At 63.4% G+C, this 23,198-nt stretch carries 21 protein-coding genes; 14 read left to right on the forward strand and 7 right to left on the reverse strand.

Features of this window, described 5'->3' with window-relative positions:
- Positions 1-10: 10 nt before the first annotated feature.
- Positions 11-1,312, forward strand: coding sequence for an NCS2 family permease (locus GGD40_RS22520; protein WP_179745146.1), 1,302 nt, complete (start codon positions 11-13; stop codon positions 1,310-1,312).
- A gap of 182 nt (positions 1,313-1,494) precedes the next feature.
- Here GGD40_RS22520 and GGD40_RS22525 read toward each other — a convergent pair whose 3' ends face one another.
- A complete protein-coding gene (locus GGD40_RS22525; RefSeq protein ID WP_134964767.1) occupies positions 1,495-1,785 on the reverse strand; it encodes a DUF1488 family protein in 291 nt (96 codons plus the stop codon).
- Between the two features lie 403 nt (positions 1,786-2,188).
- Between GGD40_RS22525 and GGD40_RS22530 the strand changes: the two genes are divergently transcribed.
- Together GGD40_RS22530 and GGD40_RS22535 are read left to right on the forward strand one after the other, a co-directional pair.
- A complete protein-coding gene (locus GGD40_RS22530) occupies positions 2,189-4,192 on the forward strand; it encodes a sigma-54-dependent Fis family transcriptional regulator (RefSeq protein ID WP_179745147.1) in 2,004 nt (667 codons plus the stop codon).
- A 175-nt stretch (positions 4,193-4,367) separates the two neighbouring features.
- Positions 4,368-4,679 (forward strand): 2Fe-2S iron-sulfur cluster-binding protein, encoded by a 312-nt coding sequence (locus GGD40_RS22535; protein WP_179712867.1) that lies wholly within the window; start codon positions 4,368-4,370, stop codon positions 4,677-4,679.
- Between the two features lie 46 nt (positions 4,680-4,725).
- Here the strand turns inward: GGD40_RS22535 and GGD40_RS22540 are convergent, their stop codons facing one another.
- From GGD40_RS22540 to GGD40_RS22550, 3 genes are all read right to left on the reverse strand, one after another.
- Positions 4,726-4,920, reverse strand: a complete 195-nt coding sequence (locus GGD40_RS22540; protein WP_035557981.1) for a YqaE/Pmp3 family membrane protein — start codon at positions 4,918-4,920, stop codon at positions 4,726-4,728.
- A gap of 122 nt (positions 4,921-5,042) precedes the next feature.
- Entirely contained in the window at positions 5,043-5,237 is a 195-nt protein-coding gene (locus GGD40_RS22545; RefSeq protein ID WP_179745148.1) for a DUF1653 domain-containing protein, read from the reverse strand.
- 86 nt (positions 5,238-5,323) lie between these two features.
- Positions 5,324-5,968, reverse strand: coding sequence for a helix-turn-helix transcriptional regulator (locus GGD40_RS22550; protein ID WP_035563390.1), 645 nt, complete (start codon positions 5,966-5,968; stop codon positions 5,324-5,326).
- A 229-nt stretch (positions 5,969-6,197) separates the two neighbouring features.
- Between GGD40_RS22550 and GGD40_RS22555 the strand changes: the two genes are divergently transcribed.
- From GGD40_RS22555 to infA, 3 genes are all read left to right on the forward strand, one after another.
- Positions 6,198-6,416, forward strand: a complete 219-nt coding sequence (locus GGD40_RS22555) for a hypothetical protein (RefSeq protein WP_028194708.1) — start codon at positions 6,198-6,200, stop codon at positions 6,414-6,416.
- Between the two features lie 610 nt (positions 6,417-7,026).
- The gene (locus tag GGD40_RS22560; protein ID WP_035557986.1) at positions 7,027-7,308 is read left to right on the forward strand and encodes a hypothetical protein; all 282 of its coding nucleotides are present in this window, start codon (positions 7,027-7,029) and stop codon (positions 7,306-7,308) included.
- Positions 7,309-7,441: 133 nt separating this feature from the next.
- Complete coding sequence (infA, locus tag GGD40_RS22565) at positions 7,442-7,717, forward strand: translation initiation factor IF-1 (protein WP_035557988.1); 276 nt, start codon at positions 7,442-7,444, stop codon at positions 7,715-7,717.
- A gap of 237 nt (positions 7,718-7,954) precedes the next feature.
- Here infA and GGD40_RS22570 read toward each other — a convergent pair whose 3' ends face one another.
- Positions 7,955-8,698, reverse strand: coding sequence for a GntR family transcriptional regulator (locus GGD40_RS22570; protein ID WP_179745149.1), 744 nt, complete (start codon positions 8,696-8,698; stop codon positions 7,955-7,957).
- Positions 8,699-9,002: 304 nt separating this feature from the next.
- Here GGD40_RS22570 and GGD40_RS22575 point away from each other — a divergent pair, with 304 nt between their 5' ends.
- The 5 genes from GGD40_RS22575 to GGD40_RS22595 all read left to right on the forward strand — a co-directional run bounded on the left by GGD40_RS22575 (position 9,003) and on the right by GGD40_RS22595 (position 16,832).
- Entirely contained in the window at positions 9,003-10,376 is a 1,374-nt protein-coding gene (locus GGD40_RS22575; RefSeq protein WP_373565344.1) for an MFS transporter, read from the forward strand.
- Between the two features lie 519 nt (positions 10,377-10,895).
- Positions 10,896-13,013 carry a S8 family serine peptidase gene (locus tag GGD40_RS22580; RefSeq protein WP_179745151.1) on the forward strand — a complete coding sequence of 706 codons (2,118 nt, stop codon included), beginning with the start codon at positions 10,896-10,898 and terminating at the stop codon, positions 13,011-13,013.
- A 99-nt stretch (positions 13,014-13,112) separates the two neighbouring features.
- Entirely contained in the window at positions 13,113-15,011 is a 1,899-nt protein-coding gene (locus GGD40_RS22585; RefSeq protein ID WP_373565345.1) for a tetratricopeptide repeat protein, read from the forward strand.
- A gap of 80 nt (positions 15,012-15,091) precedes the next feature.
- Positions 15,092-15,667: an ANTAR domain-containing response regulator gene (locus tag GGD40_RS22590; protein ID WP_179712857.1), complete on the forward strand. Its 576-nt coding sequence runs from the start codon at positions 15,092-15,094 to the stop codon at positions 15,665-15,667.
- 10 nt (positions 15,668-15,677) lie between these two features.
- Entirely contained in the window at positions 15,678-16,832 is a 1,155-nt protein-coding gene (locus GGD40_RS22595) for a CmpA/NrtA family ABC transporter substrate-binding protein (RefSeq protein WP_179745152.1), read from the forward strand.
- A gap of 71 nt (positions 16,833-16,903) precedes the next feature.
- Here GGD40_RS22595 and GGD40_RS22600 read toward each other — a convergent pair whose 3' ends face one another.
- Both GGD40_RS22600 and GGD40_RS22605 read right to left on the reverse strand, forming a co-directional pair.
- Positions 16,904-18,319, reverse strand: a complete 1,416-nt coding sequence (locus GGD40_RS22600; RefSeq protein WP_179745153.1) for a sensor histidine kinase — start codon at positions 18,317-18,319, stop codon at positions 16,904-16,906.
- Complete coding sequence (locus tag GGD40_RS22605) at positions 18,316-19,011, reverse strand: response regulator (RefSeq protein ID WP_081936221.1); 696 nt, start codon at positions 19,009-19,011, stop codon at positions 18,316-18,318. The genes GGD40_RS22600 and GGD40_RS22605 overlap by 4 nt, the downstream gene beginning before the upstream one ends.
- Positions 19,012-19,153: 142 nt before the next feature.
- Between GGD40_RS22605 and GGD40_RS22610 the strand changes: the two genes are divergently transcribed.
- The 3 genes from GGD40_RS22610 to GGD40_RS22620 all read left to right on the forward strand — a co-directional run bounded on the left by GGD40_RS22610 (position 19,154) and on the right by GGD40_RS22620 (position 23,150).
- Positions 19,154-20,215, forward strand: a complete 1,062-nt coding sequence (locus tag GGD40_RS22610; RefSeq protein WP_179712853.1) for an ABC transporter substrate-binding protein — start codon at positions 19,154-19,156, stop codon at positions 20,213-20,215.
- 105 nt (positions 20,216-20,320) lie between these two features.
- Positions 20,321-22,090: an ABC transporter permease gene (locus GGD40_RS22615; protein WP_179745154.1), complete on the forward strand. Its 1,770-nt coding sequence runs from the start codon at positions 20,321-20,323 to the stop codon at positions 22,088-22,090.
- Positions 22,083-23,150, forward strand: coding sequence for an ABC transporter ATP-binding protein (locus GGD40_RS22620; protein ID WP_179712849.1), 1,068 nt, complete (start codon positions 22,083-22,085; stop codon positions 23,148-23,150). The genes GGD40_RS22615 and GGD40_RS22620 overlap by 8 nt, the downstream gene beginning before the upstream one ends.
- Positions 23,151-23,198: the final 48 nt, after the last annotated feature.

Genomic DNA, 23,198 nt, shown 5'->3' on the forward strand with positions numbered 1-23,198 from the left:
GACCCGCCTCATGGACGCCATAAACCGCTACTTCGGCTTCGACGCCGCCGGCACCAACCTGCGCACCGAAGTGCTCGCAGGACTCACCACCTTCCTGACGATGGCTTACATCATCTTCGTCAACCCGGCGATTCTCGGCGACGCCGGCATGCCGAAAGACGCGGTGTTCGTCGCGACCTGCATCGTGGCCGCGCTGGCGTCGCTGATCATGGGTCTGTACGCGAATTACCCGATCGCGCTCGCGCCCGGCATGGGCCTGAACGCGTACTTCGCGTACACGGTCGTCAAGGGCATGGGCTTCACGTGGCAGGCCGCGCTCGGCGCGGTGTTCATCTCCGGCTGCCTGTTCATGATCGTCACGCTGTTTCGTGTGCGCGAGGTGATCGTCAACGGCATTCCGCACTCCATCCGCATCGCGATCACCGGCGGCATCGGCCTCTTTCTCGCGATCATTTCGCTGAAGACGGCCGGCGTCGTGGTCGGCAATCCGGCCACGCTCGTCACGCTCGGCGATCTGCACAGTCCGCACGTGATTCTCGCGGTGATCGGCTTCTTCGCGATCGTCACGCTCGACTATCTGAAGGTGCGCGGCGCGATTCTGATCGGCATTGTCGGCGTGACCGTGCTGAGCTTTTTCTTCGGCGGCAATCAGTTTCACGGCATTGTCTCCGCGCCGCCGTCCATCTCGCCGACGCTGTTCCAGCTCGACATTCGCGGCGCGCTGTCCACCGGCGTGCTGAACGTGATCCTCGTGTTCTTCCTCGTCGAACTGTTCGATGCGACCGGCACGCTGATGGGCGTGGCCAATCGCGCGGGGCTGCTGGTGGAAGGCAAGATGCATCGACTGAACCGCGCGCTGCTCGCCGATAGCACGGCGATCCTGGCGGGCTCGATGCTGGGCACGTCGTCGACCACCGCGTATATCGAAAGCGCGTCGGGCGTGCAGGCGGGTGGACGCACCGGCGTCACCGCGATCACCGTCGCAGTGCTGTTCCTCGCGGCGCTGTTTTTCGCGCCGCTGGCGGGCGTGGTGCCCGGCTACGCGACGGCGCCGGCGCTGCTGTACGTGTCGTGCCTGATGTTGCGCGAAATGCTCGACCTGCCGTGGGACGACGCCACCGAAGTCGTGCCGGCCGCGCTGACCGCGCTGCTGATGCCGTTCACCTATTCGATCGCCAACGGCGTCGCGTTCGGCTTCATTTCGTATGCGGGATTGAAACTGCTGACGGGCCAGGCGCGCAAGGTCAAGCTGGTGGTGTGGATCATCGCCGCGATCTTCCTGTTCCGATATTTCTATCTCGGCAGCGAATAATTGCGACGCATGATCTGAAGATCTGAAAAGTCGGTTGCCGCGCGATGCGGCAACGACATGAGCCGATGCGGCGCAAAGCCGCACGCTCAAGCAGGCTCAAGCGCGATCAGGCTCGATTACGCGGGACGCCGGTTGGCGCGGTTGCTGACCCCCACGCTTCCGGCAGTCAGACCATTGGCGCCTCAGTTGCGCCAGTTCGCTTCGTAGAAGCGCACATAGCCGCTTCGCAACACCAGGCACTGCGCGCGCGTTTCCGACAGCAAACGCCGCGTGGCCGCTTCGATCCGGGTGCGATGCGCGTCGAATGCGCCGACCATGTCTTCCAGTCGCGGCGATGCCGCGCCGTAGTGGTCTTCCAGCGCTTCCGCGGTGATCATGCATTCCACCCTTTGCCCGTCGACCATCGCCGGGAACGCCAAAGTGAGTTCGCGACCTGAATATTCAGGAGTTTCGTTAGGGAATAGGATCTGCATGGGAGTTCACCTGGAGAGTTGGGCGCCGCGCATGGTGTCGCCGGGTTATGCGCACGCCGGTTACGTCCGATCGCGCCTGCCGTTGACTCCTCCTTGTTCAATTGCCGGCGACGCGGGCTCGTCACCCCATGACGACGGCCGCGCAATTCGCGCCCCGCGGAGGTGATTTGATTCACTCTAGACGAGTTCTGGCGCGGCGCAAGTTTTCCTTTTCGTTTGCTTGATTTTGGTGCCTGTCACGGTTTTTTTGGGCACGCCGCGGGCGCGATCCCGGTTTTTTCCCGTGCCGCGCACGATGCGCTTCGTCCTGTAATATCGGTGCTGGGCCGCAAGCGCATATGTTGCGATGCGGCATCGAGCGACGGGCAACGCACCCGTCGCGTCCGATCACCGGAGACACGCATTGACCCAACGCCCTGCCTCGCCGGCCAGCATCGGTCGGCCTGATGTCATCGCGCAAGCTCACGCCCGTTCGGTCGAGATCGGCCTGCGTGCGTCGGAAACGCCGGATTTTCATCCGCTGCGTCAGCCGGTGTTGCGCGAGCTCGTCGAGCGCAATCAATCGCTTTACACGCATGCGTTGCCGGTCATGGAGACGCTGCACGCGCAGATCGTCGACACGCAAAGCATGGTGCTGCTCACCGATAGCCACGGCGTGATCCTGCATAGTCTCGGCGACAGCGACTTCATCGAAAAAGCCAATCGCGTCGCGTTGTGCCCGGGCGTCTCGTGGGCCGAAGCGGATCGCGGCACCAATGCGATCGGCACGGCGCTGGTGGACGGACAACCTACCGTCGTGCATGGCGGCGAGCATTTTCTGCATGCCAACCGGATTCTCACCTGTTCGTGCGCGCCGATCGCCGATCCGTTCGGGCGCACCATCGGCGCGCTCGACGTGAGCGGCGACACGCGCGGCTTTCATAAGCACACGCTCGCGCTCGTCAGAATGTCGGCGCAGATGATTGAAAATCATCTGTTCTCCAACCAGTTCGCCGATTCGATCCGGGTCCACTTTCACGCGCGCGCGGAGTTCATCGGCACGTTGTTCGAAGGGCTCGCGGCCTTCGCGCCGGACGGACGGTTTCTGTCGGCGAATCGCAGCGCGCTGTTTCAATTCGGGCAGCCGCTCGCCGATCTGCAACGGCAACCGATCGATGCGTTGTTCGGAATCGCGTTCGCGAAGCTGTTGCAGCAGATCACGCGCGCGCCTGGTGAAAGTATCGAGTTGACATTGCCGAGCGGCGTGCGCGTGGTGGCACGCGGCGAGTACGCGACGCCGCGTTATGTCGCGCCGGCGGAAAATCGCGCGAGTTCGTCGCGTGAGTTTGGATCCGGTGCGGCGCAGTTGGCCTTCACGGCAGCGCAGCAGCGAGGCGAGCCCGTCCCGCTCGCGACCCTGGAAACGCTCGACACCGGCGATGCGCACATGGCCGCGGTGCTACGGCGTGTGGCCAAACTGCGTGGCCGCGATATTCCCCTTCTCGTGCTCGGTAAGACCGGCACCGGCAAAGAGTGGCTCGCGCGTGCGATCCATCACGATTCGCCGCGACGGGGCGCGCCGTTCGTGGCGTTGAATTGCGCGGCGCTGCCGGACACGCTGATCGAAGCGGAACTGTTCGGCTACGAAGACGGCGCGTTTACCGGCGCGAAAAAACGCGGCAGCGTCGGCAAGATCGTGCAGGCCGACGGCGGCACGCTGTTCCTCGACGAAATCGGCGACATGCCTCTCGCCCAGCAGGTGCGGCTGATGCGAGTGCTGCAGGAGCGCACCGTCGTGCCGCTCGGCGGCACGCGCGCGATTCCGGTCGATCTGCGCGTCATCTGCGCGACGCACCGCAACCTGCGTGAAATGATCGAAGCGGGCACCTTCCGCGAAGACCTGTATTACCGGATCAACGGACTCGTCGTCACGTTACCGGCGCTACGCGAGCGCAGCGATCTGGCGGCGCTCGTCACGCGCATCCTGGCGTTGCAGCCGGATGGCGAGCGTCTGCCGCGGCGGGTGTCGGCTGCGGTGCTCGAGCGTTTCGCGCAGTGCCGCTGGCCGGGCAATTTGCGGCAGATGGCCAACGTGCTACGCACCGCGAGCATCATGGCCGAAGGCGCGGAGCAGATCGAGCTCGATGATTTGCCGGAAGACTTTTTGCAGGATTGCGTCGATGTGGCGGGCGGTGAGGTGGTGCGGCTGCCGGTGACGGTGGCGGCTGTGGAACGCCGCGATGGTGGCGACGCTCGCCTTGCCGGCGTCGCGACGCAATCGCCTGCGCGAATGGAGGACTGGCAGGCCAGGTTGATCGCGCAGACGCTCGCTCGGCTCGGCGGTAATGTATCGGCGGCGGCGCGCGAGTTGGGGCTGGCGCGTAATACCGTGTACCGATATTTGCGGCGCACCGGGGCGGCTCATTGAGGTGGGGCGTTGAGCGACCGTTAAGGCCGCACGTTAACGCTGCTCGTTGAGACAACTCCGCCGGGGTCGCTCATTTAGACGACTCGCCAGGGTCGCTCATTGATGCAGCTTGTCGAGGCGGTCAACAGAAGCAGCACCGTGTAAAGTGTGACGCAATCCGTCACAAACTCACATGATGTCCGATTCCACCCGCCCGCCTCTGGTTCGCATCGAACCGCTCGGTCAGAGCTTCGAGGCTCCCGATTCGCTGACCATTCTCGAAGCCGCCGGGTTCGCGAATCTGCATTTGCCACGCTCGTGCCGCAATGGCACGTGCAGAACATGTATGTGCCGGATGACGGCCGGACGCGTGAGCTACATGATCGAGTGGCCGGGGCTGAGCCGCGAAGAAAAGGCCGAAGGCTATATCCTGCCGTGCGTGGCGATCGCGGAAACCGATGTGGTGCTGGAAGTCCCCGATGCGGTCGGACTGGCGCCGCTGAAATGAACGCGGCGCCGGCGGCATCTTGAGCGCCGATGCGCGCTAACCTGACTTAGCGCGAGTTGCCCATTGCCCGGGCGATTTTTTTATCCGTGGTGTACTGGCTCAACGCATACACCGACCAGATCGCGGCCGGAATCCAGCCGATCACCGTGAGTTGCAGCAACAGACAGATGATCCCCGCGAACGGACGGCCGATCGTGAAGAACTGAAACCACGGCAAAACAATGGCAAGCAAGAGACGCATTCGAAATTCCTGTCTGGATGATGATGATGATGGCGGCAAGCGTTGTTCGAGTGCGATGACGATGACAATGACAACCGCTACCGCCTTATTGCGAACCCAAATACAAACACAAATACAAGCGTCTAGTCGATCGACGCAAAGCGCGGCACCTTAACGCCGTCGACCTCGACCAGCTCGAAAAATACCGAAGCCGGACGCGTCCAGATCGAACCATTGGCCGCTTTGTACACGATCATCGTGATCGTGGGATCGGACTCCAGCGTGGCCTCGCAAACCAGTTCATACAGACCGCCTTTGTAGTGCCGGTAACGCACCATTCGAATGCTCCTTCGTTGAATTGAAAACCACAGCGCGTGGGGTCGGTGACGCTCGACACGTCCCCTTCGGAAACGTCGTTCCGAGCTCAACCGCCCTCTTTCATCTGCTTCAGAATTTTGTAGACGGTGGCGCGCCCCATCGTCAGCACGGCCGCCACGTAGTTCGCCGAACTGCGGCCGCGAAACGCGCCTTGCGCATGCAGCGCTTCGACGATTTCACGCTTGTGCTCGCGCGTGAGCGCGTTGACGCCAATCTGCCGCTCGCGCAGCCACGTGTGCAGGTACGTATTGATGCGGTCCTGCCAGTCGTCGCGGAACAGGTCCTCCGAGGGCGCGTCCGACAGCGTGCCGCCCTTGATGAACAGATCGAGCGTCGAGCGCACATCTTCGAACACCGCGATGTTGAAGTTGATGCACAGCATGCCGGCCGGCTTGCGCTCGTCGTCGAACAGGATGTTGCTCACGCAGCGCATGCGCCGGCCGTCCCAGTTCAGTTTCTCGTACGGACCGATGGTCTGGCCGCGCGCCGCGTAGTGGACTTCGTCGAGCACCGACGGGCCGCCAACCTCGAGCTTCGACAGATTGTTCACGAGGTAGACGATGGTCTGATCGCGCAGGTCGTGTATCACCACTTCGGCACACGGGTAAAACAGCGCCGCGATACCGTCGGCGATGGGAGCGTAGCGCTCCAGCAGCAGGTCTTTCACAGGAGACACAGTTGTCTTGCGCATTGGAAAATCGCAGTGTTCGAAGGATGCCGCGTGCCCGCCATGCCGGATGGCCTCGCGGGGCAACTCGCCATTGTAGCCACCCGGCCCGGCCGCCGCGACCGCCGCGCCGATCACGCCCCCAAAAACCGCCGGCGCGCGCAACGTCGCTATTGCGTGCGGCGAATTTTGTTCGCTTGGCGAGCATTTTTTTTTCGTGCGATAAAAGACCATCTATTTCACGGAGCAACAGATGGCCACGCTCGAAGCGTTTCGCGCCGTGCTCGATGACGAAGGCACGCCGGAAATCATCCGCAATCACATCATCGATTCGCTGCAGTACACGCTGCGCAATCACGGACAGATCTTTACGTCGAAGGAAGTCGAATGGCTGGCCGGCTGGGATGACGCCCGCATTCCGCTGGCGGCGTCGCGCGAGTTGCAGAAGCGCGTTGCCGAGACCACCCGCTGAGTCGGTCCGCCGCTCGCCGCGGCCGACATTGGCGGGCTGAACGATGCGCTGAGCGTCACGCCGGCCGCGTGACGGCACGCGACGGCTGCGCGGGCGCCCCGCCCATGTCAGTCGCGATTCGCCCAAAGCCCCACCAGCCGGGCGGCTGGCTCGCGCGTGGAACTTTTTGCTATCCAATCAGCCCCATTTAGTGCATCATATTGGAATAGCTGCATCCCGAATCCGCCGTGTCGGGAGCAATAAGCGGCAGCAACACGTAACACCCAGGCAACACCGGGCAGTCTCAAACCCGCATCTCCGCACCACCCTCGACTGTTCGACCGCCGCCTGTCGGCGATCCTGTCACTCCGGCAATGCGCTGCATGCATGCGCCGTCGCGAGTTGTGCAGCTGAGTGGTTCAGCTTTTACGCGCCCGATGTCCGCGCGACATCAGCGTGTTTCTTCTCCATCGAATCCGCGATTTTGCGCGGCCGCGCTCAAGCCCTTGCCATCGGGCCTGTGCCAACCTTTTTCCATGGCGGCGCGCCCCAGGGTGCTGCGCTGCCCGGCCTGTCGTGCCGCGCGTAACACGCGTGACACGTCAGCCACGTAATACAGGACACGTGCTTCATGAATTCAGTTGTCAAGACGTACAAAGGTTACGAAATTCACCCGCTCGTTTATCCGCGCCGTCCGGCGGACGGTCAAACGAGCCGCAATCCGGACGCGGGCTACGACGCGTCGGTGCGCATCTGCCGCGTGGGCGCCAATCCGGCGGCCGACGGCCGGGTGTTCCGTCTGCAGTATCTGTTTCCGTTCGACGGTACGGGCAAGGCGCGCATCGCGTGCATGGCTCACGCCGAACAACTGATCGACGGCCGTGTAGACGGCCAGTCCGTCGCCGATCTTTGAGCGGTACTATCAGCGCATAGGCTGATGCCGCACGACAGTGGGCCTGAAAGCCAACTGTCAACCGTAATCCCTGCTGTTCACCCGGTCTTGCCGGGCACCAGCAACCCGCTATCCCATCGACCAGGAGTTATGCATGGCGAAAGAAGAATTGCTTGAACTTGACGGTATCGTCGACGAAGTACTTCCGGACAGCCGTTACCGCGTGACGCTCGACAACGGCGTCGTGGTTGGCGCTTACGCGTCCGGACGCATGCGCAAGAACCACATCCGTATTCTCGCGGGCGACCGCGTTACGCTGGAACTGTCGGTCTACGACCTGACCAAAGGTCGGATCAATTTCCGTCACAAAGACGAGCGCGCCAGCGGTGGTGGCGGAGCCCGCAACAATTCGCAATTCCGTCGCCGTTAAGACGGACAGCACGCTGAGCGCGTCCCACACGGCGCCGGTGTGAATTATTGCAGTCAGTTGTACGCGAAGCCTTTCGCGCGCCTTCTCCGGCTTGACTCGTTGAATCGAGCCTGAGCGGCGCGCTGCGGCTGCGTTCGTTCACCAGCCTGACCTCGGCCGGCCCTTTGCGGCGGCAACGGCGTTTCACACCCTCGCGGCCTTGAACGGCGCCAGGCGTTTCTGCTTCATTCTCTATCCCTATTCTCCGAATACCGCACCGAGATCCTCGTCGGCGGCGCTTTGGCGCACCTGCGCGATCACGCGCTCTTCCAACTCCGCCAGATGCTCGCGCATCGCCGCCAACGCCGCGTGCAGGTCGCCTGTGTCGAGCGCCTCGATGATTTGCAGGTGTTCGTCCGCGGAACACGTCGAGCCTTTCGACGGGTCGAACAAAGCTTTGTAGAGCTCGGTCTTCGCGACGAGTTGTCCGACCAGCCCCAACAATTCCGTACCGCCCGCCAATTCCGTCAATAACACGTGAAACTGGCCCGCGAGGCGCACCGACTCGTCGATCGCGCCGCCGCGCGCCGCTTTTTCCTCGCTGCGCACATGCGTGCGCAAACGACGCTTGTGCTGCGCGCTCAATGCCCCGCACAGCGCCGCGACGATGCCCGCTTCGACGATCTGCCGCGCGCGATACACCTGGCGAATGTCCTCTTCCGACGGCGACGGCACGAACGCGCCGCGATTCGCCTCCAGCACCAGCTTGCCCTCGAAACCCAGCCGCGCCAGCACCTTGCGCAGCGCGCCGCGCGTGCAACCGAACGCGGCGGCGAGATCCCGCTCGACCAGTTGTGCGCCCGGCCGCAAGCGGCCTTGCAGCAACGCCGCGGTGATCGACGCGTAGATGCGTTGTTCGATGCTGACGGGGTCGTCGTCCGGCGCGCTGGGGATGGCCGTTGCGGTGTCGGCGGACGGTGAAGGACGGGAACGTGTGGCCATGGTTTCGATGAAGGGTGACTGAGTGATAACTAAGTGATGACTAAGCGCGCCGCCGCGTGCTGAAAACCGCGTGCCGGCGCCGGGCATTCTAGCGGCGACGCCAAACCGGCGCCATCCGCTTACGTCATAAGCTATACCGGGCATTGCAAAAATGGTTAACCATTTCATGTTATTATGGTTGACCAAAAATGCGCTTGTGTGATTTTTCATCGCACGTAAGTGTCCTTGCCGTCGCTGGCCGCGCCAAGTTTTGAACCGGCGCTCGCTCGCGCGATGGCGCCGCTTTTCCGTCTCCATGTCTATCGTGAATTCGCCCTCCAGCGTCAACCCAACCCCTCGCCATGCGAACGACGCATCCCGAACGCTTACCTGGCAGGACGCGTTATGGCTCGGCGCGATCGTCGTCATCGGCGTGAATCTGCGGCCTTTGCTGACGTCGATCAGTCCGTTGATGACCACGATTCGCGCGGCCACCGGCCTGAGCTTTTACGGCGCATCGTTGCTGACCAGCTTGCCGGTGGTGGCGATGGGCATCGGTGCGTTCGGCGCCGGCGCGTTGACTCGCGTGCTCGGCGAGACGCGTGGCGTCGCGCTGGGCTTGCTGGCGATCGCCCTCGCGTGTGGCGCGCGCTGGGAAACGGCCAGCGGCGCGGCGTTGTTGCTGACGGCCGCGCTCGCCGGGGTCGGCGTCGCCGCCGTGCAGGCGTTGTTGCCGGCCGTGATGAAGCAGCGCTTTCACGCGCGTGTGCCGCTCGCCATGGGCGTGTTCTCGGCGTCGATCATGGGCGGCGGCGGGCTTGGCGCGCGCCTGAGTCCGTGGGTGAGCAATGCGCTGGGGTCGTGGCACGCGGGTCTTGCGGTGTGGGCGTTGCCTGCTGTGGTCGCGCTGGCTTGCTGGCTGGGGTTGAATCGGTGGCATTCGGGTGTGCATTCGGGCGTGTCTTCCGGCATGCGTTCGGGCGCACCCTCGGCCGTGCCTTCGAACGCACCTTCGCCGCGCGGACATTCAAGCAGAGCATCAATCGAGCATTCGAACCAACCTTCGACGCAACCCTCACTCATCCTCACGCCTCCCACTCCCCACACCTCCACCTCCCAACCCCCACTCTGGCGCAAACGCCGCGCGTGGACGCTGGGCTTGTTCTTCGGCATCGTCAACGGCGGTTACACCAGCCTCGTCGCCTGGCTCCCGGCGTTCTATCAGCAGCGTGGCGTCAGCGTCACGGATAGCGGTTCGCTGCTTGCCGGCATGACGGTTTTCCAGGCGGCCGCGGCCTTGTTGTTGCCGCTTGCCGCCGCGTCGTTCCGGGATCGGCGGCCGTGGCTGGTTCTCGGCCTGTCCGCCCAACTCATCGGCCTGCTCGGACTGATCGCGTGCCCCGACACGGCCGCGTGGCTGTGGGTCGGCGTCGCCGGTGCGGGGCTCGGCGGCACGTTCTCGCTGACGCTCGTCACGGCGATGGATCATGCCGCCGACCATCGCGTCGCCGGCAAGCTGGTCGCCTTCACGCAAGGCGTCGGCTTCGTGGTGGCCGCAATCGCGCCGATGCTCGCCGGCATGGTGCGCAGTTGGACCGGCAGCTTCGGGGCTGCGTGGGTAATGCTGGCCGCCTGCGTCGTCGCGATGATCGGGCTAAGTCTGCTGTTTTCGCCACGCAGCTATGACCGGTGGAATTGACGACGCAGGGCTGTCCGTCGCCATTCCGCTAAAACCACGCACTCGAAGCAAGTGCCCGGCAGTCGGCTGACCAACGCCACGCAGGCCGATTCAAGGTCGACTCAACGTCGATTCATTTCCGCCCGATCCCATCCCTCTCCCTCCCGCCGCACCCACTCAGGACGCCGCTTGCTCACGCTTGCCCGGCCCATCGCGCATTAAGTCCTACGCGCCGGGTAATTCCTCCGACACACAAATAGAAATGCCTGATTGTCTAACCTCGTCAGGCTATTTAATCTCCTGTTTGAGCTAATTTTTCAACTGCTAAGAGAAACCGCGCTACCCACCCAGTTCATCGCGGCGAAAAAGGAACGCTCACAACGGGCGTTAGCAGCATTGATTAGTTAGCCATCCTGACGTAGCCGCACCACGACTACATCAGGCGAGACAGTCATTTTCATTTGTCGTACGAGGTAGAACAAGATGCAAAAAGAGAGACATGAAAGCGGGATCAAAACCTCCCGCACAACGATCACGGCAATGGCCACGTCGCGATCAACCACCACCGTACGCCGGACGCTAGCCAAAGCCGCCGCGCTATCGCTTTCGCTGACCTTCGCCGCCTGCGGCGGAAGCAACGGCGGCGGCTCAATCAGTTCAGGCGCGAACAGCGAAGCCGCCACACCCGACGCCAAAGCCGACGTCGAAACCTCGGCCGCGCTCGCCGCGGCATCGACCACCGTGCCCCTCGCGCTGTCGTTGAAAATGAATACCGACGGACTCGAGGCGGACGCCCGCAACGACCGCTTCATCATCAAATACCGCGACGGCACAACCGAACGCGACTCGACTTCGGCGGTGCAATCGAGACTGCAGAAACTGTCGGGGGCGTTCCCCGCGAAAGCGCACCATTTCCGCCGCACCGGCATCGGCGCCGACGTCGTGACGACCGACCGCAAGCTGAACATGAAGGAGGCGAAGGCGTTCATGCGCGCCATCGCCTCGGACCCGAACGTCGACTATATCGAGGCCGACCGCGAGATGTCCACGACGATGGCGCCGAACGATCCGGACTACAGCAAGCAGTGGAGTTTGAGTTCGAACCAGAAAGCCGGCAGCGGCTATCCGGGCATTCGCGCGGAAGGCGCGTGGGACATGGCGAACGGCGCCGGCGCGGTGATCGCGGTCGTCGATAACGGCACCACCAGCCATGCCGACCTGAACGCGAACATCCTGCCCGGTTACGACTTCACGTCGACCAATCGCGGCGGCAACGGGACCAACCCCGGCATCCTCACCGAGACCTGCGCGATCGATTGGCACGGCACGCATGTCGCGGGCATCGCCGCTGCGCTGACCAACAACGGCTACGGCGGCGCCGGTATCGCGCCCGGCGCCAAGGTCGTGCCGGTGCGGGTGATGAATGCCTGCGGCAAGGGCTACACGTCCGACATCGCCGACGGCATCGTCTGGGCGGCCGGCGGCACGGTGTCGGGCGTCCCCGCCAACCCGCACCCGGCGAAGATCATCAACCTGAGCCTGGGTGGCCTGGGCGGCTGCGAAACCACGCTGCAGAATGCGCTCGACCTCGCCGTCTCGCGCGGCGCCACCGTGGTCGCCGCGGCGGGCAACAATTCGACGACCGCGACGAATTTTTCGCCAGCCAACTGCCGCAACGTCATCAGTGTCGGCGGTAGCAACCGTTGGGGCTCGCGATGGGTCAGCTCGAACTATGGGCCGACGGTGGACATCGCCGCGCCCGGCGACTCGATCTGGTCGACCTATAACAACGGCACCGCAAAGCCCGGCACCGAAGGGTATGCCTATGCCTCCGGCACATCGATGGCGGCGCCGGCGGTGAGCGGCGTGATCGCGCTGATCCAGTCGGTGGCGCCCACTCCGCTGACGCCCATCGAATTGCGGACCCTGCTCGCGCAGAACGCGCAGCCGTTTCCCGGCGGTGCGCCGGACCAACCGATCGGCGCCGGGATCCTGGATGCAACCGCAGCGGTGACGGCGGCAAGGCTGGGAAAAATTCCGGCGGCGGCGAACTTCACCTGCAAGCAAAGCGATAAGTTGATGCATGTCTCGTGCACGGATCTGTCGACCGCGCGCGGCGCGCCGATCCGCTCATGGACATGGAATTTCGGCACGGCGGCGGGCAACACGGTCACCACGAAGTCGACCAACCCCGAGCTCGATGTCGAGCAACCCGGCACGTACGAGTTCACGCTGACGGTAACGGATGCCAACGGCGGCATCAGCAAAGTGACGCGCCCATTCGAAGTCGAACCCATGCGGGTCACGGACATTTCCGACGACGGAACCGCGGTGAGATTCCCGATGAACGCCGCCGACAAGCAGTATTTTTCGGTGACGATTCCGCCGGGGGTGAGAAGTTCGGTGGCGCAGGTGGGTGTCAAAAGCCTGACCTTCACGTTGTCGCCCGACACAACCCGCGACGTTGCCACGATGTCGCTGAAAAGCGGTACGGCTTTGATGATCAACCCGAGTTGTACGTCGGTGATGTCGGGCGGAAAGTCGGCCGTCTGCGCGGTGAATGGCGTTGGGCCTGGCACTTACTACGTGCTGGTGAGCAGCGCCTCGGCGATCGATAACGTGTCGATCAAGGCTGTCTCGTTGTACTACTACCAATAGACCGCCGCGCCGCCAACGTTGGAACGCGAGCGCCTGCATGCGGCAATCGCATCGGGAACTCGCGTTCCACGCACATCGATCAACGGAAACACAAGTCGCGTGTCGAAGCAAAGCCTCTCCATTCCGTATCGCGACGAAGCCGCCGCGAATTTCGACACGCTCATCGCGCAGGCAGATGGTCTGTTCTCCGCGCGTCGCATGAATGCGGCGATGAACGCCTACTGCCGCGCACTGCTTCTGCATCCGCACAACGCACATGCCTTGCATCGCATGGCCCTCGCGTGTGTTCATACCGGCGAAGTGGAACGCGCGCGTTACTTTCTCGCGCAGGCCGTGCGAGCCGCGCCGGAACACGCGGAATTATGGGAACACGCGGGGTTGGTCGCGGCAATGCAAGACGATCACGCAACAGCCGAAGCGTATTACCGTCGCGCGTTGGTGTTGAGTGTGAATACAGCGAGCTTGCATCGCAATCTCGCCGACAGTCTGCGGCGGGCCGGGAAACTCACCGACGCCCTCACGCATTACGAACGAGCGCTTGAAATCGAGCCGTGCCTGCATCACGCATTGCGTGCGGCAGCGCGCATTTCCGCGGAACTCGGCAAAACCGAAGACGCCGCCGACTACTGGCTACGCGCATGGGCGCTGAACCCGGCACGTCTGCAAGACGGCTTCGATCTGATCGCTGCGCTCGCCCGCGACAATCGCAGCCACGAGCTTAATGACGTGCTCGAACAACTGAGAACCCGCTGCGCGCATCACGCCGAGTCGCTTAAATCGCTCGCCTTCGTATTGAACAGCCACGACCGTTTCCGCGACGCGCTCAGCGTCGCCCGACAGGGCCTCGCGGTCGATCCGCATCATCCGCTGCTGCATCACAACGCGGCGCGAGCGCTGAGCATGTTAGGCCGTCTCGCGGAGAGCCTGCCACACGGTCTCGAAGCGGCGCGACTGCTGCCCGACAACGCCCACCTGCAATTTCAACTCGCAGGCGTACAACTCGGCCTCGGTGATTTCGCGGCAGGCTGGCGGCGCTATAAATGGTTCTACGCGCTGCCGGGCAAAGATAAAGAACGGGTTCACCCGAGCTTTCCCGAGTGGCAAGGCGAGCCCGTTGCAGGGTGCCAGTTCCTGTTAGTCGGCGAGCAAGGACGCGGCGACGAAATACAGTGCCTGCGATTCGCAGCGTGGTTGCATCGACAAGGCGCCGCCGTGGACGTGCTGGTCAGCCAGCCGATCGTTGCGCTCGCAGCCAGCATGACCGGCGTGCGGAGTGTTTTTGCCACGCTGCCGCCCGGTCCCTACCACTACCATTGCCTGATGCTCAGCATGCCGGAGCCAATGAAACTCGACGTTTCGATGCTGCCCATCGCCATGCCCTACCTCATCGCGGACCCGTGCAAGACGCGGGACTGGCACGCTCACCTCGAAGCAATCTCTCCACGCGGCACGAACGCCAAACGCAGACGCGTCGGCATCGTATGGGCAGGTAGCCCGGCTCACGCGCTCGACCGTTTTCGCTCGATACGTCTCGACGCGCTGAAGCCGCTGTTCGCGCTTCCAGACATTGCGTGGTATTCGCTGCAGAAAGGCGAACAGGAACATGACAGCGAATCGCTAGCGGGTACGTACGGCGATTTCCACACGCTCGGCCCGATGATCCACGATTTTGCGGACACGCTCGCGATTCTGCATTCGCTCGACCTGCTGATCACCGTGGATACATCCGTAGCCCATCTCGCCGGCGCGGCGGCGCTGCCGGTTTGGGTCATGGTGCCCGCCTACGGCGAATGGCGATGGTTGACCGAGCGCACCGACAGCCCCTGGTATCCGTCGATGCGCCTGTTCCGCCAACGTGAACCGGGCGCGTGGGCGCCGATCGTCGACGAAATCGCCGGTGCGTTGCGCGCATGGCTCGATGCGCCGCTTCGGTGCACGTCGTCCGGATGCCCCGCGCGGGTGCAAACGTCAGGGCCCGGGGAAGCGCCAACGCCATGATTGCGCTGAATGCATCCCGCGTTGCGACAACTGGCATAGCCGTTGCTTTAACCTTGGTCAGTCGTCGATAAACTTACTCCATGCTGCGTGTTCTCCTCGTCACCGATACCGATAAGCCCATAGGCGATCTGCGTGACACCCTCGCCCGGCTCGGCTACGACATGCTGGCCGGCACGGCGACGCCGCAGGCACTGCATCGCGTGGTGGAAAGCGAGCGGCCCGATGTGATCATCATCGACACGGAGTCCCCCTCGCGCGATACGCTCGAACAACTCGCGGTGATGAACGCCACCGCGCCGCGTCCGGTGCTGATGTTCAGCCACGACGCCAACCAGCAGTTGATCCGCGACGCGGTCGGCGCGGGCGTCACCGCGTATCTGGTCGAAGGCCTCGCCACCGAACGGCTCGCGCCGATCCTCGAAGTCGCGCTCGCACGCTTCGCGCAGGAATCGCAATTACGCGAGCGCCTCGCGCAAGCCGAAAACGAGTTGGCCGAACGCAAGCTGATCGATCGCGCCAAACGTCTGCTGATGGATCAGCAGAACCTCACCGAACCCGCCGCCTACGCCAACCTGCGCAAACGCGCGATGAATCAGGGCGTCAAACTCGCCGAGGTCGCGCGTGCGATCGTCGCGTCGGCCGACCTGCTCAAATGAAGCGCCGCTCATGAACTCTTCTTCCTCCCTCACCGCGCCGTCCTCGTCGGGTCAACTCGAGAAGACCCATTTGCGGCTCGGTTTCGTGGCACTGTCCGACGCCGCGCCGTTGATCGCCGCGAAGCTGCTCGAATTCGGTCACGCGCACGGGCTGACGCTTGAGCTATGCCGCCAGCCTTCGTGGGCCGCCGTGCGCGACAAGCTGCTGTCCGGCGATCTCGACGCGGCGCACGCGCTGTATGGGCTCGTCTACGGCGTGCAATTGGGTTTGGGTGGCCCGCAAACGGACATGGCCGTGCTGATGGTGCTCAACCGCAACGGCCAGGCGATCACGCTGTCGAACCGTCTCGCCGCCGCGCTCGCCGAGCATGGCACGCTGCCCAAAGCGCTGGCGACGCTCGGCCGCAAGCCCGTGTTCGCGCAGACCTTCCCGACCGGCACGCACGCAATGTGGTTGTACTACTGGCTCGCGTCGCAAGGGGTGGATCCGTTACGCGATATCGACAGCGTCGCAATTCCGCCGCCGCAAATGGTCACCGCATTGGCCGACGATAAACTCGACGGCCTGTGTGTCGGCGAGCCGTGGAACGCGCAGGCCGAAGCCGATGGCGTCGGTAAAACGGTGGCTTATTCGAGCGAGGTATGGCCCGATCATCCGGAGAAAGTGCTGGCCTGTCGGCGCGAGTTTGCCGTGGCGCATCCGAATACCGCTCGCGCGCTCGTGCAGACCGTGCTAGAAGCGTGCCGCTGGCTCGACGGCGCAGGGCATCGCGACGAGATCGCGCACTGGCTCGCGCGGCCTGATTACATTGGTATCGATGCGGCGTTGATTGCCGCGCGGCTGGGTGACGACATTGCAGATTCGGCGCCGCATGGCCTGCCGGTGCGTTTCTTCGATGACGGCGCGGTGAACTACCCGCATGCGTTCGAAGGCGCGTGGTTCCTCACGCAATTCGAGCGATGGGGCATGATCGACGCGCGCGCGGACTACGACGCGATCGCGGCGCGGATCAATCAGACGCAGTTGTATCGCGAGGCGGCTGCGCGTGTGAACGTCGCGGTGCCTCGCGACAATGTAGCGCCGAGCGTGTTGATCGACGGCAAGGTGTGGGGTTGTGACACGCGCTCCGACGCTTATGCGTCGAGTTTTCCGATTCGGCGTTGAGTTTGACGGCGGGTGTTCGCTGCACTGAGCAATGCACCGCGAAATAACGCGGCAAACTCACGCAGCCTCACTCACCGCTCACACACCGGAAACAGCACACTCACCACCAACCCGCCGCCATCCGCATCGGTCAATGCAATCAACGCGCCATGCACGCGCGCAATTTCCCGCACGATCGACAAACCCAGTCCGCTCCCTTCCACCGCCTGCGTCGCTTCGCTGCGATAGAACCGCTCAAACACCGCCTCGCGTTCGCCGACCGCAACGCCCGGCCCGTTATCGATCACCTGCAACAACGGCTGCCCGCCTTCGGTCGCGACCCGCACGGTAATCACCGCGCCGTCGCCTGAATAGCGGATCGCGTTATCGATCAGATTGCCGACCAGTTCCGCGAGCAGATCGACCTGGCCCATCACGTCGATCCGACTCTCCTGTTCGAAACCCAGATCGATGCCTCGCGAACGCGCCACCGGCGACCAGTCGAGCGTCACGCTACGCGCGACTTTATGCAGCGGCACCGCGGCATGCTTGACCGTATAGCCGCTGTCCGCATCGAGCCGCGATAGCGACAGTAACTGCTGGACGATCCGCACCGCTTGCTGCACCGCGCCGTTCAAACGCCGCAAATGCACGCCTTGCCGACGATTACCGTTGGCGTTTTCCTCGACGCCATCGAGATCGCGCAGCGCCAGTTCAGACTCCGCCTGAATCACGGCCAGCGGCGTTTTCAACTGATGCGCGGCGTCGTTGAAAAAGCGCCGGCGCGACGACTGCATCAACCGAGTACGGCCGATGTACTGATTGATCGAATCGACCAGTGGCGTCACCTCACTCGGCAAGCCGACCGTATCGAGCGGCACCGGATCGTCTTCGGCCCGCGCTGCGACTTTCGCCGACAGACGATTCAGCGGCCGCAAGCCGCGCGCGACACCCAGCCACACGATGCCGAGCGCCAGCACCACCAGCAAACCTTCCTGCTGCAACGAGCCGATCAGAATCTCACGCGCCAACGCCTGGCGCGGTTCGATCGTTTCGCCGACCCGCACCAGCACGACCCGCGTCTGCGCGCTCGGCACATCGTGCACGGGCAGCCTGAGCATGGCGATGCGCAGCGGCCGGCCGCGAAACTCGTCGTCGTAAAACTGCACGCTGTAGGGCTCAGCCGGCAGTTTGCGCGGATTCGGCAGATCGGGATAACCCGTCACCACGCGGCCACCCTCCTCGCGAATCTGATAGTAGATGTTGCCGCCGCCATTCGATTCGAACATTTCCAGTGCGAGATACGGCAGGTCCACTTCGATGTCGCCGTCGCGCAGACGGATGCCGTCGCGAATCGAGCGCAGCGAAAATTCGAGCGTGCGGTCGAACGCGTCGTGAGCGGCGTTCATTGCGCGTTGATAGGTGAGCCATGCGTCGAACGCGAGCAGCAGAAGCAGCGGCAATAGCAACCACAGGGCGACCCGCACGCGCAGATTCGGCTGCTTCATGCGCCCCGCGCTTCCAGCAGATAGCCCAGTCCGCGCAGCGTCACGATGCCCACCGAACTGTGTTCGAGTTTCTTACGCAAACGGTGGACGTAAATCTCGATCGCATCCGCATTCACGGATTCGTCGAGTCCGAAAATTTTCTCGGACAGCGTGTCTTTATTGATCGCGCGACCGTTGCGCAGAATCAGCACTTCCAGCACCGAACGCTCGCGCGGCGTGAGTGCCAGCGGCTCGCCGCCGAGCGTGAAGCCGCGGTCCACGCTGTCGTACTGCAGCGTGCCGCATTGCGCGCGCTGCGGCTCCTGCCCATGACTGCGGCGCAACAGCGCACGAGCGCGTGCTTCGAGTTCGGTCAGCGCGAACGGTTTGGCCAGATAGTCGTCCGCGCCGAGGTCGAGACCGCGCACGCGCTCCTCCACCGACCCATGCGCGGTCAGCATTAATACCGGTACTGCGTTGCGCCGTGCGCGCAGACGCCGCAGCACTTCGAGACCGTCCAGCTTGGGCAGGCCGATGTCGAGAATCACCAACGCGTAGTCCTGCGTGCGCAAGACGTGATCGGCGGATTCGCCGTCGTGCATGCAGTCGACGGTGAGTTTCGCGCCGGTCAGCGCGTCGGTTAGCGAACGGGAAAGGATCGGATTGTCTTCGACGAGCAGCACACGCATAACCAGAATCCCAGGGAAATCCATGAGGCGAATTCGACCATTGTGACGCATTTCCCTCAAAAAATGAAAGCGTTCAGAAAGCGATCATCTCTTACCATTCGCCTACACAAAACCAACACAAAGTTTTCTGGAGGAAGACGTGCAAAACGCTTTGAAGGCTCTCGCCATGGCTGTCGCATTCGCTGCAAACCCCGCGTGGTCGGCCATTCCGGCCGGTTATCCGGGCGACTATCAGAGCACCGTCGACGGCGCGAAGAAGGAAGGCAAACTGATCGTCTACTCGGTCACGGACACCGCGTTGGTACGTCCACTCATCAAGGATTTTGAAAGCCTGTACGGCATCAAGGTCGAGTACAACGACATGAACAGCACCGAGCTGTACAACCGCTATATCAGCGAAAACGCGGCCAGCAGCACCAGCGCCGACGTGCTGTGGAGCTCGGCCATGGACCTGCAGGTCAAGCTCGTCAATGACGGGCTGATGGCCTCGTACGAATCGCCCGAAGCGAAGCACTTGCCGCAATGGGCGCAATACCAGAAGCAGGCGTACGGCACCACGTATGAGCCGCTGGCGATCGTCTACAACAAGCGCCTCGTGCCGGCCGGCGACGTGCCGCAAACGCGCGCCGATCTGATCAAGCTGCTGCAAACCAAAGCCGATCAGTTCAAAGGCAAGGTCACGACTTACGACATCGAAAAGTCGGGTGTGGGTTTCAACTATCTGACGCAAGACGCGCGCGTGAACCCGCAGGTCACGTGGGATCTGGTGAAGGCCATGGGCGCCACCGGCCCGAAACTGCAGTCGAGCACCGGCGCGATGATGGAGCGCATCTCGTCGGGTGAAAACCTGATCGGCTACAACATTCTCGGGTCGTACGCGCTGACCAAGGCGAAGAAAGACCCGTCGATCGGCTACGTCTACCCGAAGGATTACACGCTGGTGGTCAGCCGCCTCGTGACGATTTCGAAGAAGGCGCAAAGCCCGAACGCCGCGAAGCTGTGGGTCGATTACCTCCTATCGCAACGCGGCCAGACGCTGCTGGCGAATCAGGCGAACCTGTTCTCGATTCGCGCGGACGTGGACGGCGAAACGTCCATGGCCGGCCTGACGAAGCAACTCGGCGATTCGCTCAAGCCGATCCCGATCGGCGCGGGCCTGCTGGTCTATCTCGACCAGTCCAAGCGCCTCGAATTCCTCAAGCAATGGCAACAGTCGATCAAGCGTTAAACACGCGCATCTGACCAACGTGTCCGCACCGCCACGCGCGGGCGGACACAAAACCATCCTTCACTACCTGTCGATATGCGGCTCATCTGCCGCAGGGGGACACTCATGCTTTCCACAAGCGCAACCGGACACCGCGACGCCCCGTCGCTCGCGGCCGACGGCGGCTCCATCGGCGCGCTGCCGCGCGGCGGTCTGCAGCCGTTCGCGGGGCTGCTGCGCTGGCTCGTCGTCGCGGTGTTGACCATTGCGGTGGCGCTGCCGCTGGGCTTCATCCTGTTTCAGAGCGTGTTGAACGCACCGTTCTTCGACGCCAAACGCACGCTCGGTCTCACCGGCTTCGAATTCATTTTCAGCGATCCCGACTTCTGGTCCGCGCTGAAAAACTCGTTCGTGATCGCCGCCGGCATGCTGTTCATTTCGATTCCGCTCGGCGGCATTCTCGCGTTCCTGATGGTGCGTACCGATCTGCCCGGCCGCCGCTGGCTCGAACCGCTGCTGCTCACCCCCGTGTTCGTCTCGCCGATGGTGCTCGCATTCGGCTACGTGGTCGCGGCCGGCCCGGTCGGTTTCTATTCCGTGTGGTGGAAAGAACTGTTCGGCACCGCCGAAGCGCCGTGGTCCATCTACTCGATTCTCGCGATCACGGTGATCGTCGGCTTGACGCATGTGCCGCACGTGTACCTGTATTCGTCGGCGGCGCTGCGCAATCTCGGCTCGGACGTCGAGGAAGCGGCACGTGTTGCCGGGGCCCGGCCGTTTCGCGTCGCGCTCGACGTGAGCCTGCCGATGACATTGCCCGCTCTGCTGTTCGCCGGCGTGCTGGTGTTCTTTCTCGGCTTCGAAGTGTTTGGTTTGCCGCTCGTGCTGGGCGACCCCGAAGGGCACCTCGTGCTGGCCACCTATCTGTACAAGCTCACCAACAAACTCGGCGTGCCGTCGTATCACCTGATGGCCGCGGTCGCGGTGTGCATCGTCGCGATCACGTTCCCGCTGGTGTTGCTGCAACGGCGCTTGCTGAAGAGCGCAAACCGCTTCGTCACCGTCAAGGGTAAGGCGGGACGTCAGACCGTGCTGCCGCTCGGCGCGTGGCGCTGGGTCGCATTGGCGATCGTCGCGCTGTGGCTGATGCTGACCGTGTTCGTGCCGCTCTCCGGCATCACGTTGCGCGCATTCGTCACCAACTGGGGCGAAGGCGTGCATCTCGCCGACGTGCTGACGCTCGCCAACTTCACCGAACTGCTCGAGCAGGACAACCTGGTCCGCGCGATTCTGAACACGCTCGGCATTGGTGTGCTCGGTGGCGCGCTGGCGGTGGGCTTCTATTCGCTGGTCGCGTTCGCGGGGCATCGCCGCAACGATTGGGCTACCCGTCTGCTCGATTACCTCGTGCTGCTGCCGCGCGCGGTGCCGGGCTTGCTCGCCGGACTCGCGTTCCTGTGGATCTTTCTGTTCGTGCCCGGCCTGAAGGAACTGAAGAACTCCATGTGGAGCATCTGGATCGCCTACACCGTCGTGTGGCTCGCGTACGGCATGCGTCTGATTCAAAGCGCGCTGCTCCAGGTTGGCCCCGAACTCGAAGAAGCAGGACGCAGCGTCGGCGCCACGCGGGCACGCGTCAGCCTCGACGTCACGCTGCCGCTGGTGCGTTTCGGTCTGCTCGCGGCGTGGCTGCTGATTTTCATGATTTTCGAGCGCGAATACTCGACCGCCGTCTATCTGCTCTCGCCCGGCACCGAAGTGATCGGCGCGCTGCTGGTGTCGCTGTGGGCGACCGGCGCGGTCGATCAGGTCGCCGCGCTTTCTGTCATCAACATCGCGATGGTCGGCGTCGGACTCGGCGTCGCTCTGCGCTTCGGAGTGAAATTGCATGGATAAGCTCTCGGTCGACAACCTCTTTCTGAGCTATGGCGACAACCCGATTCTGAAGGGCGTGTCGTTCGATCTGAACCCCGGCGAAGTGGTCTGCCTGCTGGGTGCATCGGGCAGCGGCAAGACCACGCTGCTGCGCGCGGTGGCCGGGCTCGAACAGCCGTCGTCGGGGCGTATCGAACTGGACGGCAAAACGTTCTTCGATGGCGCGAAGCATGTCGATCTGCCGGTCGAGCAACGCTCGCTCGGGCTCGTGTTCCAGTCTTACGCGCTGTGGCCGCATCGCACGGTGGCGGAAAACGTCGGCTATGGATTGAAGCTGCGGCGCGTGTCCAGCGCGGAGCAGAAAAAGCGCGTGCAGGCCGCGCTCGATCAACTCGGCCTCGGTCATCTGGCGGCGCGCTATCCGTATCAACTGTCGGGCGGTCAGCAGCAGCGTGTGGCAATTGCGCGCGCCTTGGTCTACAACCCGCCGGTGATTCTGCTTGACGAACCGCTGTCGAACCTCGACGCCAAGTTGCGCGAGGAAGCGCGCGCGTGGCTGCGTGAACTGATCGTGTCGCTGGGTCTGTCGGCGCTGTGCGTGACGCACGACCAGACCGAAGCGATGGCAATGTCCGATCGCATCCTGCTGCTGCGCAACGGCCGTATCGAGCAGGAAGGCACACCCGCCGAACTGTATGGCGCGCCCCGCTCGCTCTACACGGCGGAATTCATGGGCAGCAACAACCGTATCGATGCGCGTGTGGCGTCCGTGGACGGCGAACGCGTGACGCTCGCCGGCGACGGCTGGCAATTGCAGGCGCAAGCGCGCGAAGCACTCACCGCGGGACAAAACGCGCAGGCCGTGATTCGCCTCGAACGCGTGCAGGTCGCCGACGGTCCCGGCGCGAATCGCCTCGAAGCCGATCTGATTACGTCGATGTATCTCGGCGACCGCTGGGAATATCTGTTCCATTGCGGCGATCTGCGTCTGCGCGCATTCGGTTCCGTGCCGCGCGCGGCGGGCCGCCACTGGATCGAATTTCCCGCTAACGATTGTTGGGCGTTCGCCCAGGCGAGTTGACGCGCGCGCGTCGCTCACGAAAAGCAGCAACCGAAGCAAAAAAACCAA

The organism is Paraburkholderia bryophila, from assembly GCF_013409255.1.
Taxonomy (GTDB): domain Bacteria; phylum Pseudomonadota; class Gammaproteobacteria; order Burkholderiales; family Burkholderiaceae; genus Paraburkholderia.

Coding starts and splice junctions, on each gene's coding strand:
- GGD40_RS22525 (WP_134964767.1), bottom strand. CDS start 1,785: ATGCAGATCCTATTCCCTAACGAAACTCCTGAATATTCAGGTCGCGAA.
- GGD40_RS22590 (WP_179712857.1), top strand. CDS start 15,092: ATGCTGCGTGTTCTCCTCGTCACCGATACCGATAAGCCCATAGGCGAT.
- GGD40_RS22580 (WP_179745151.1), top strand. CDS start 10,896: ATGGCCACGTCGCGATCAACCACCACCGTACGCCGGACGCTAGCCAAA.
- GGD40_RS22560 (WP_035557986.1), top strand. CDS start 7,027: ATGAATTCAGTTGTCAAGACGTACAAAGGTTACGAAATTCACCCGCTC.
- GGD40_RS22570 (WP_179745149.1), bottom strand. CDS start 8,698: ATGGCCACACGTTCCCGTCCTTCACCGTCCGCCGACACCGCAACGGCC.
- GGD40_RS22605 (WP_081936221.1), bottom strand. CDS start 19,011: ATGGATTTCCCTGGGATTCTGGTTATGCGTGTGCTGCTCGTCGAAGAC.
- GGD40_RS22595 (WP_179745152.1), top strand. CDS start 15,678: ATGAACTCTTCTTCCTCCCTCACCGCGCCGTCCTCGTCGGGTCAACTC.
- GGD40_RS22620 (WP_179712849.1), top strand. CDS start 22,083: ATGGATAAGCTCTCGGTCGACAACCTCTTTCTGAGCTATGGCGACAAC.
- GGD40_RS22610 (WP_179712853.1), top strand. CDS start 19,154: ATGGCTGTCGCATTCGCTGCAAACCCCGCGTGGTCGGCCATTCCGGCC.
- GGD40_RS22550 (WP_035563390.1), bottom strand. CDS start 5,968: ATGCGCAAGACAACTGTGTCTCCTGTGAAAGACCTGCTGCTGGAGCGC.
- GGD40_RS22615 (WP_179745154.1), top strand. CDS start 20,321: ATGCTTTCCACAAGCGCAACCGGACACCGCGACGCCCCGTCGCTCGCG.
- infA (WP_035557988.1), top strand. CDS start 7,442: ATGGCGAAAGAAGAATTGCTTGAACTTGACGGTATCGTCGACGAAGTA.
- GGD40_RS22545 (WP_179745148.1), bottom strand. CDS start 5,237: ATGGTGCGTTACCGGCACTACAAAGGCGGTCTGTATGAACTGGTTTGC.
- GGD40_RS22520 (WP_179745146.1), top strand. CDS start 11: ATGGACGCCATAAACCGCTACTTCGGCTTCGACGCCGCCGGCACCAAC.
- GGD40_RS22540 (WP_035557981.1), bottom strand. CDS start 4,920: ATGCGTCTCTTGCTTGCCATTGTTTTGCCGTGGTTTCAGTTCTTCACG.
- GGD40_RS22535 (WP_179712867.1), top strand. CDS start 4,368: ATGTCCGATTCCACCCGCCCGCCTCTGGTTCGCATCGAACCGCTCGGT.
- GGD40_RS22600 (WP_179745153.1), bottom strand. CDS start 18,319: ATGAAGCAGCCGAATCTGCGCGTGCGGGTCGCCCTGTGGTTGCTATTG.
- GGD40_RS22555 (WP_028194708.1), top strand. CDS start 6,198: ATGGCCACGCTCGAAGCGTTTCGCGCCGTGCTCGATGACGAAGGCACG.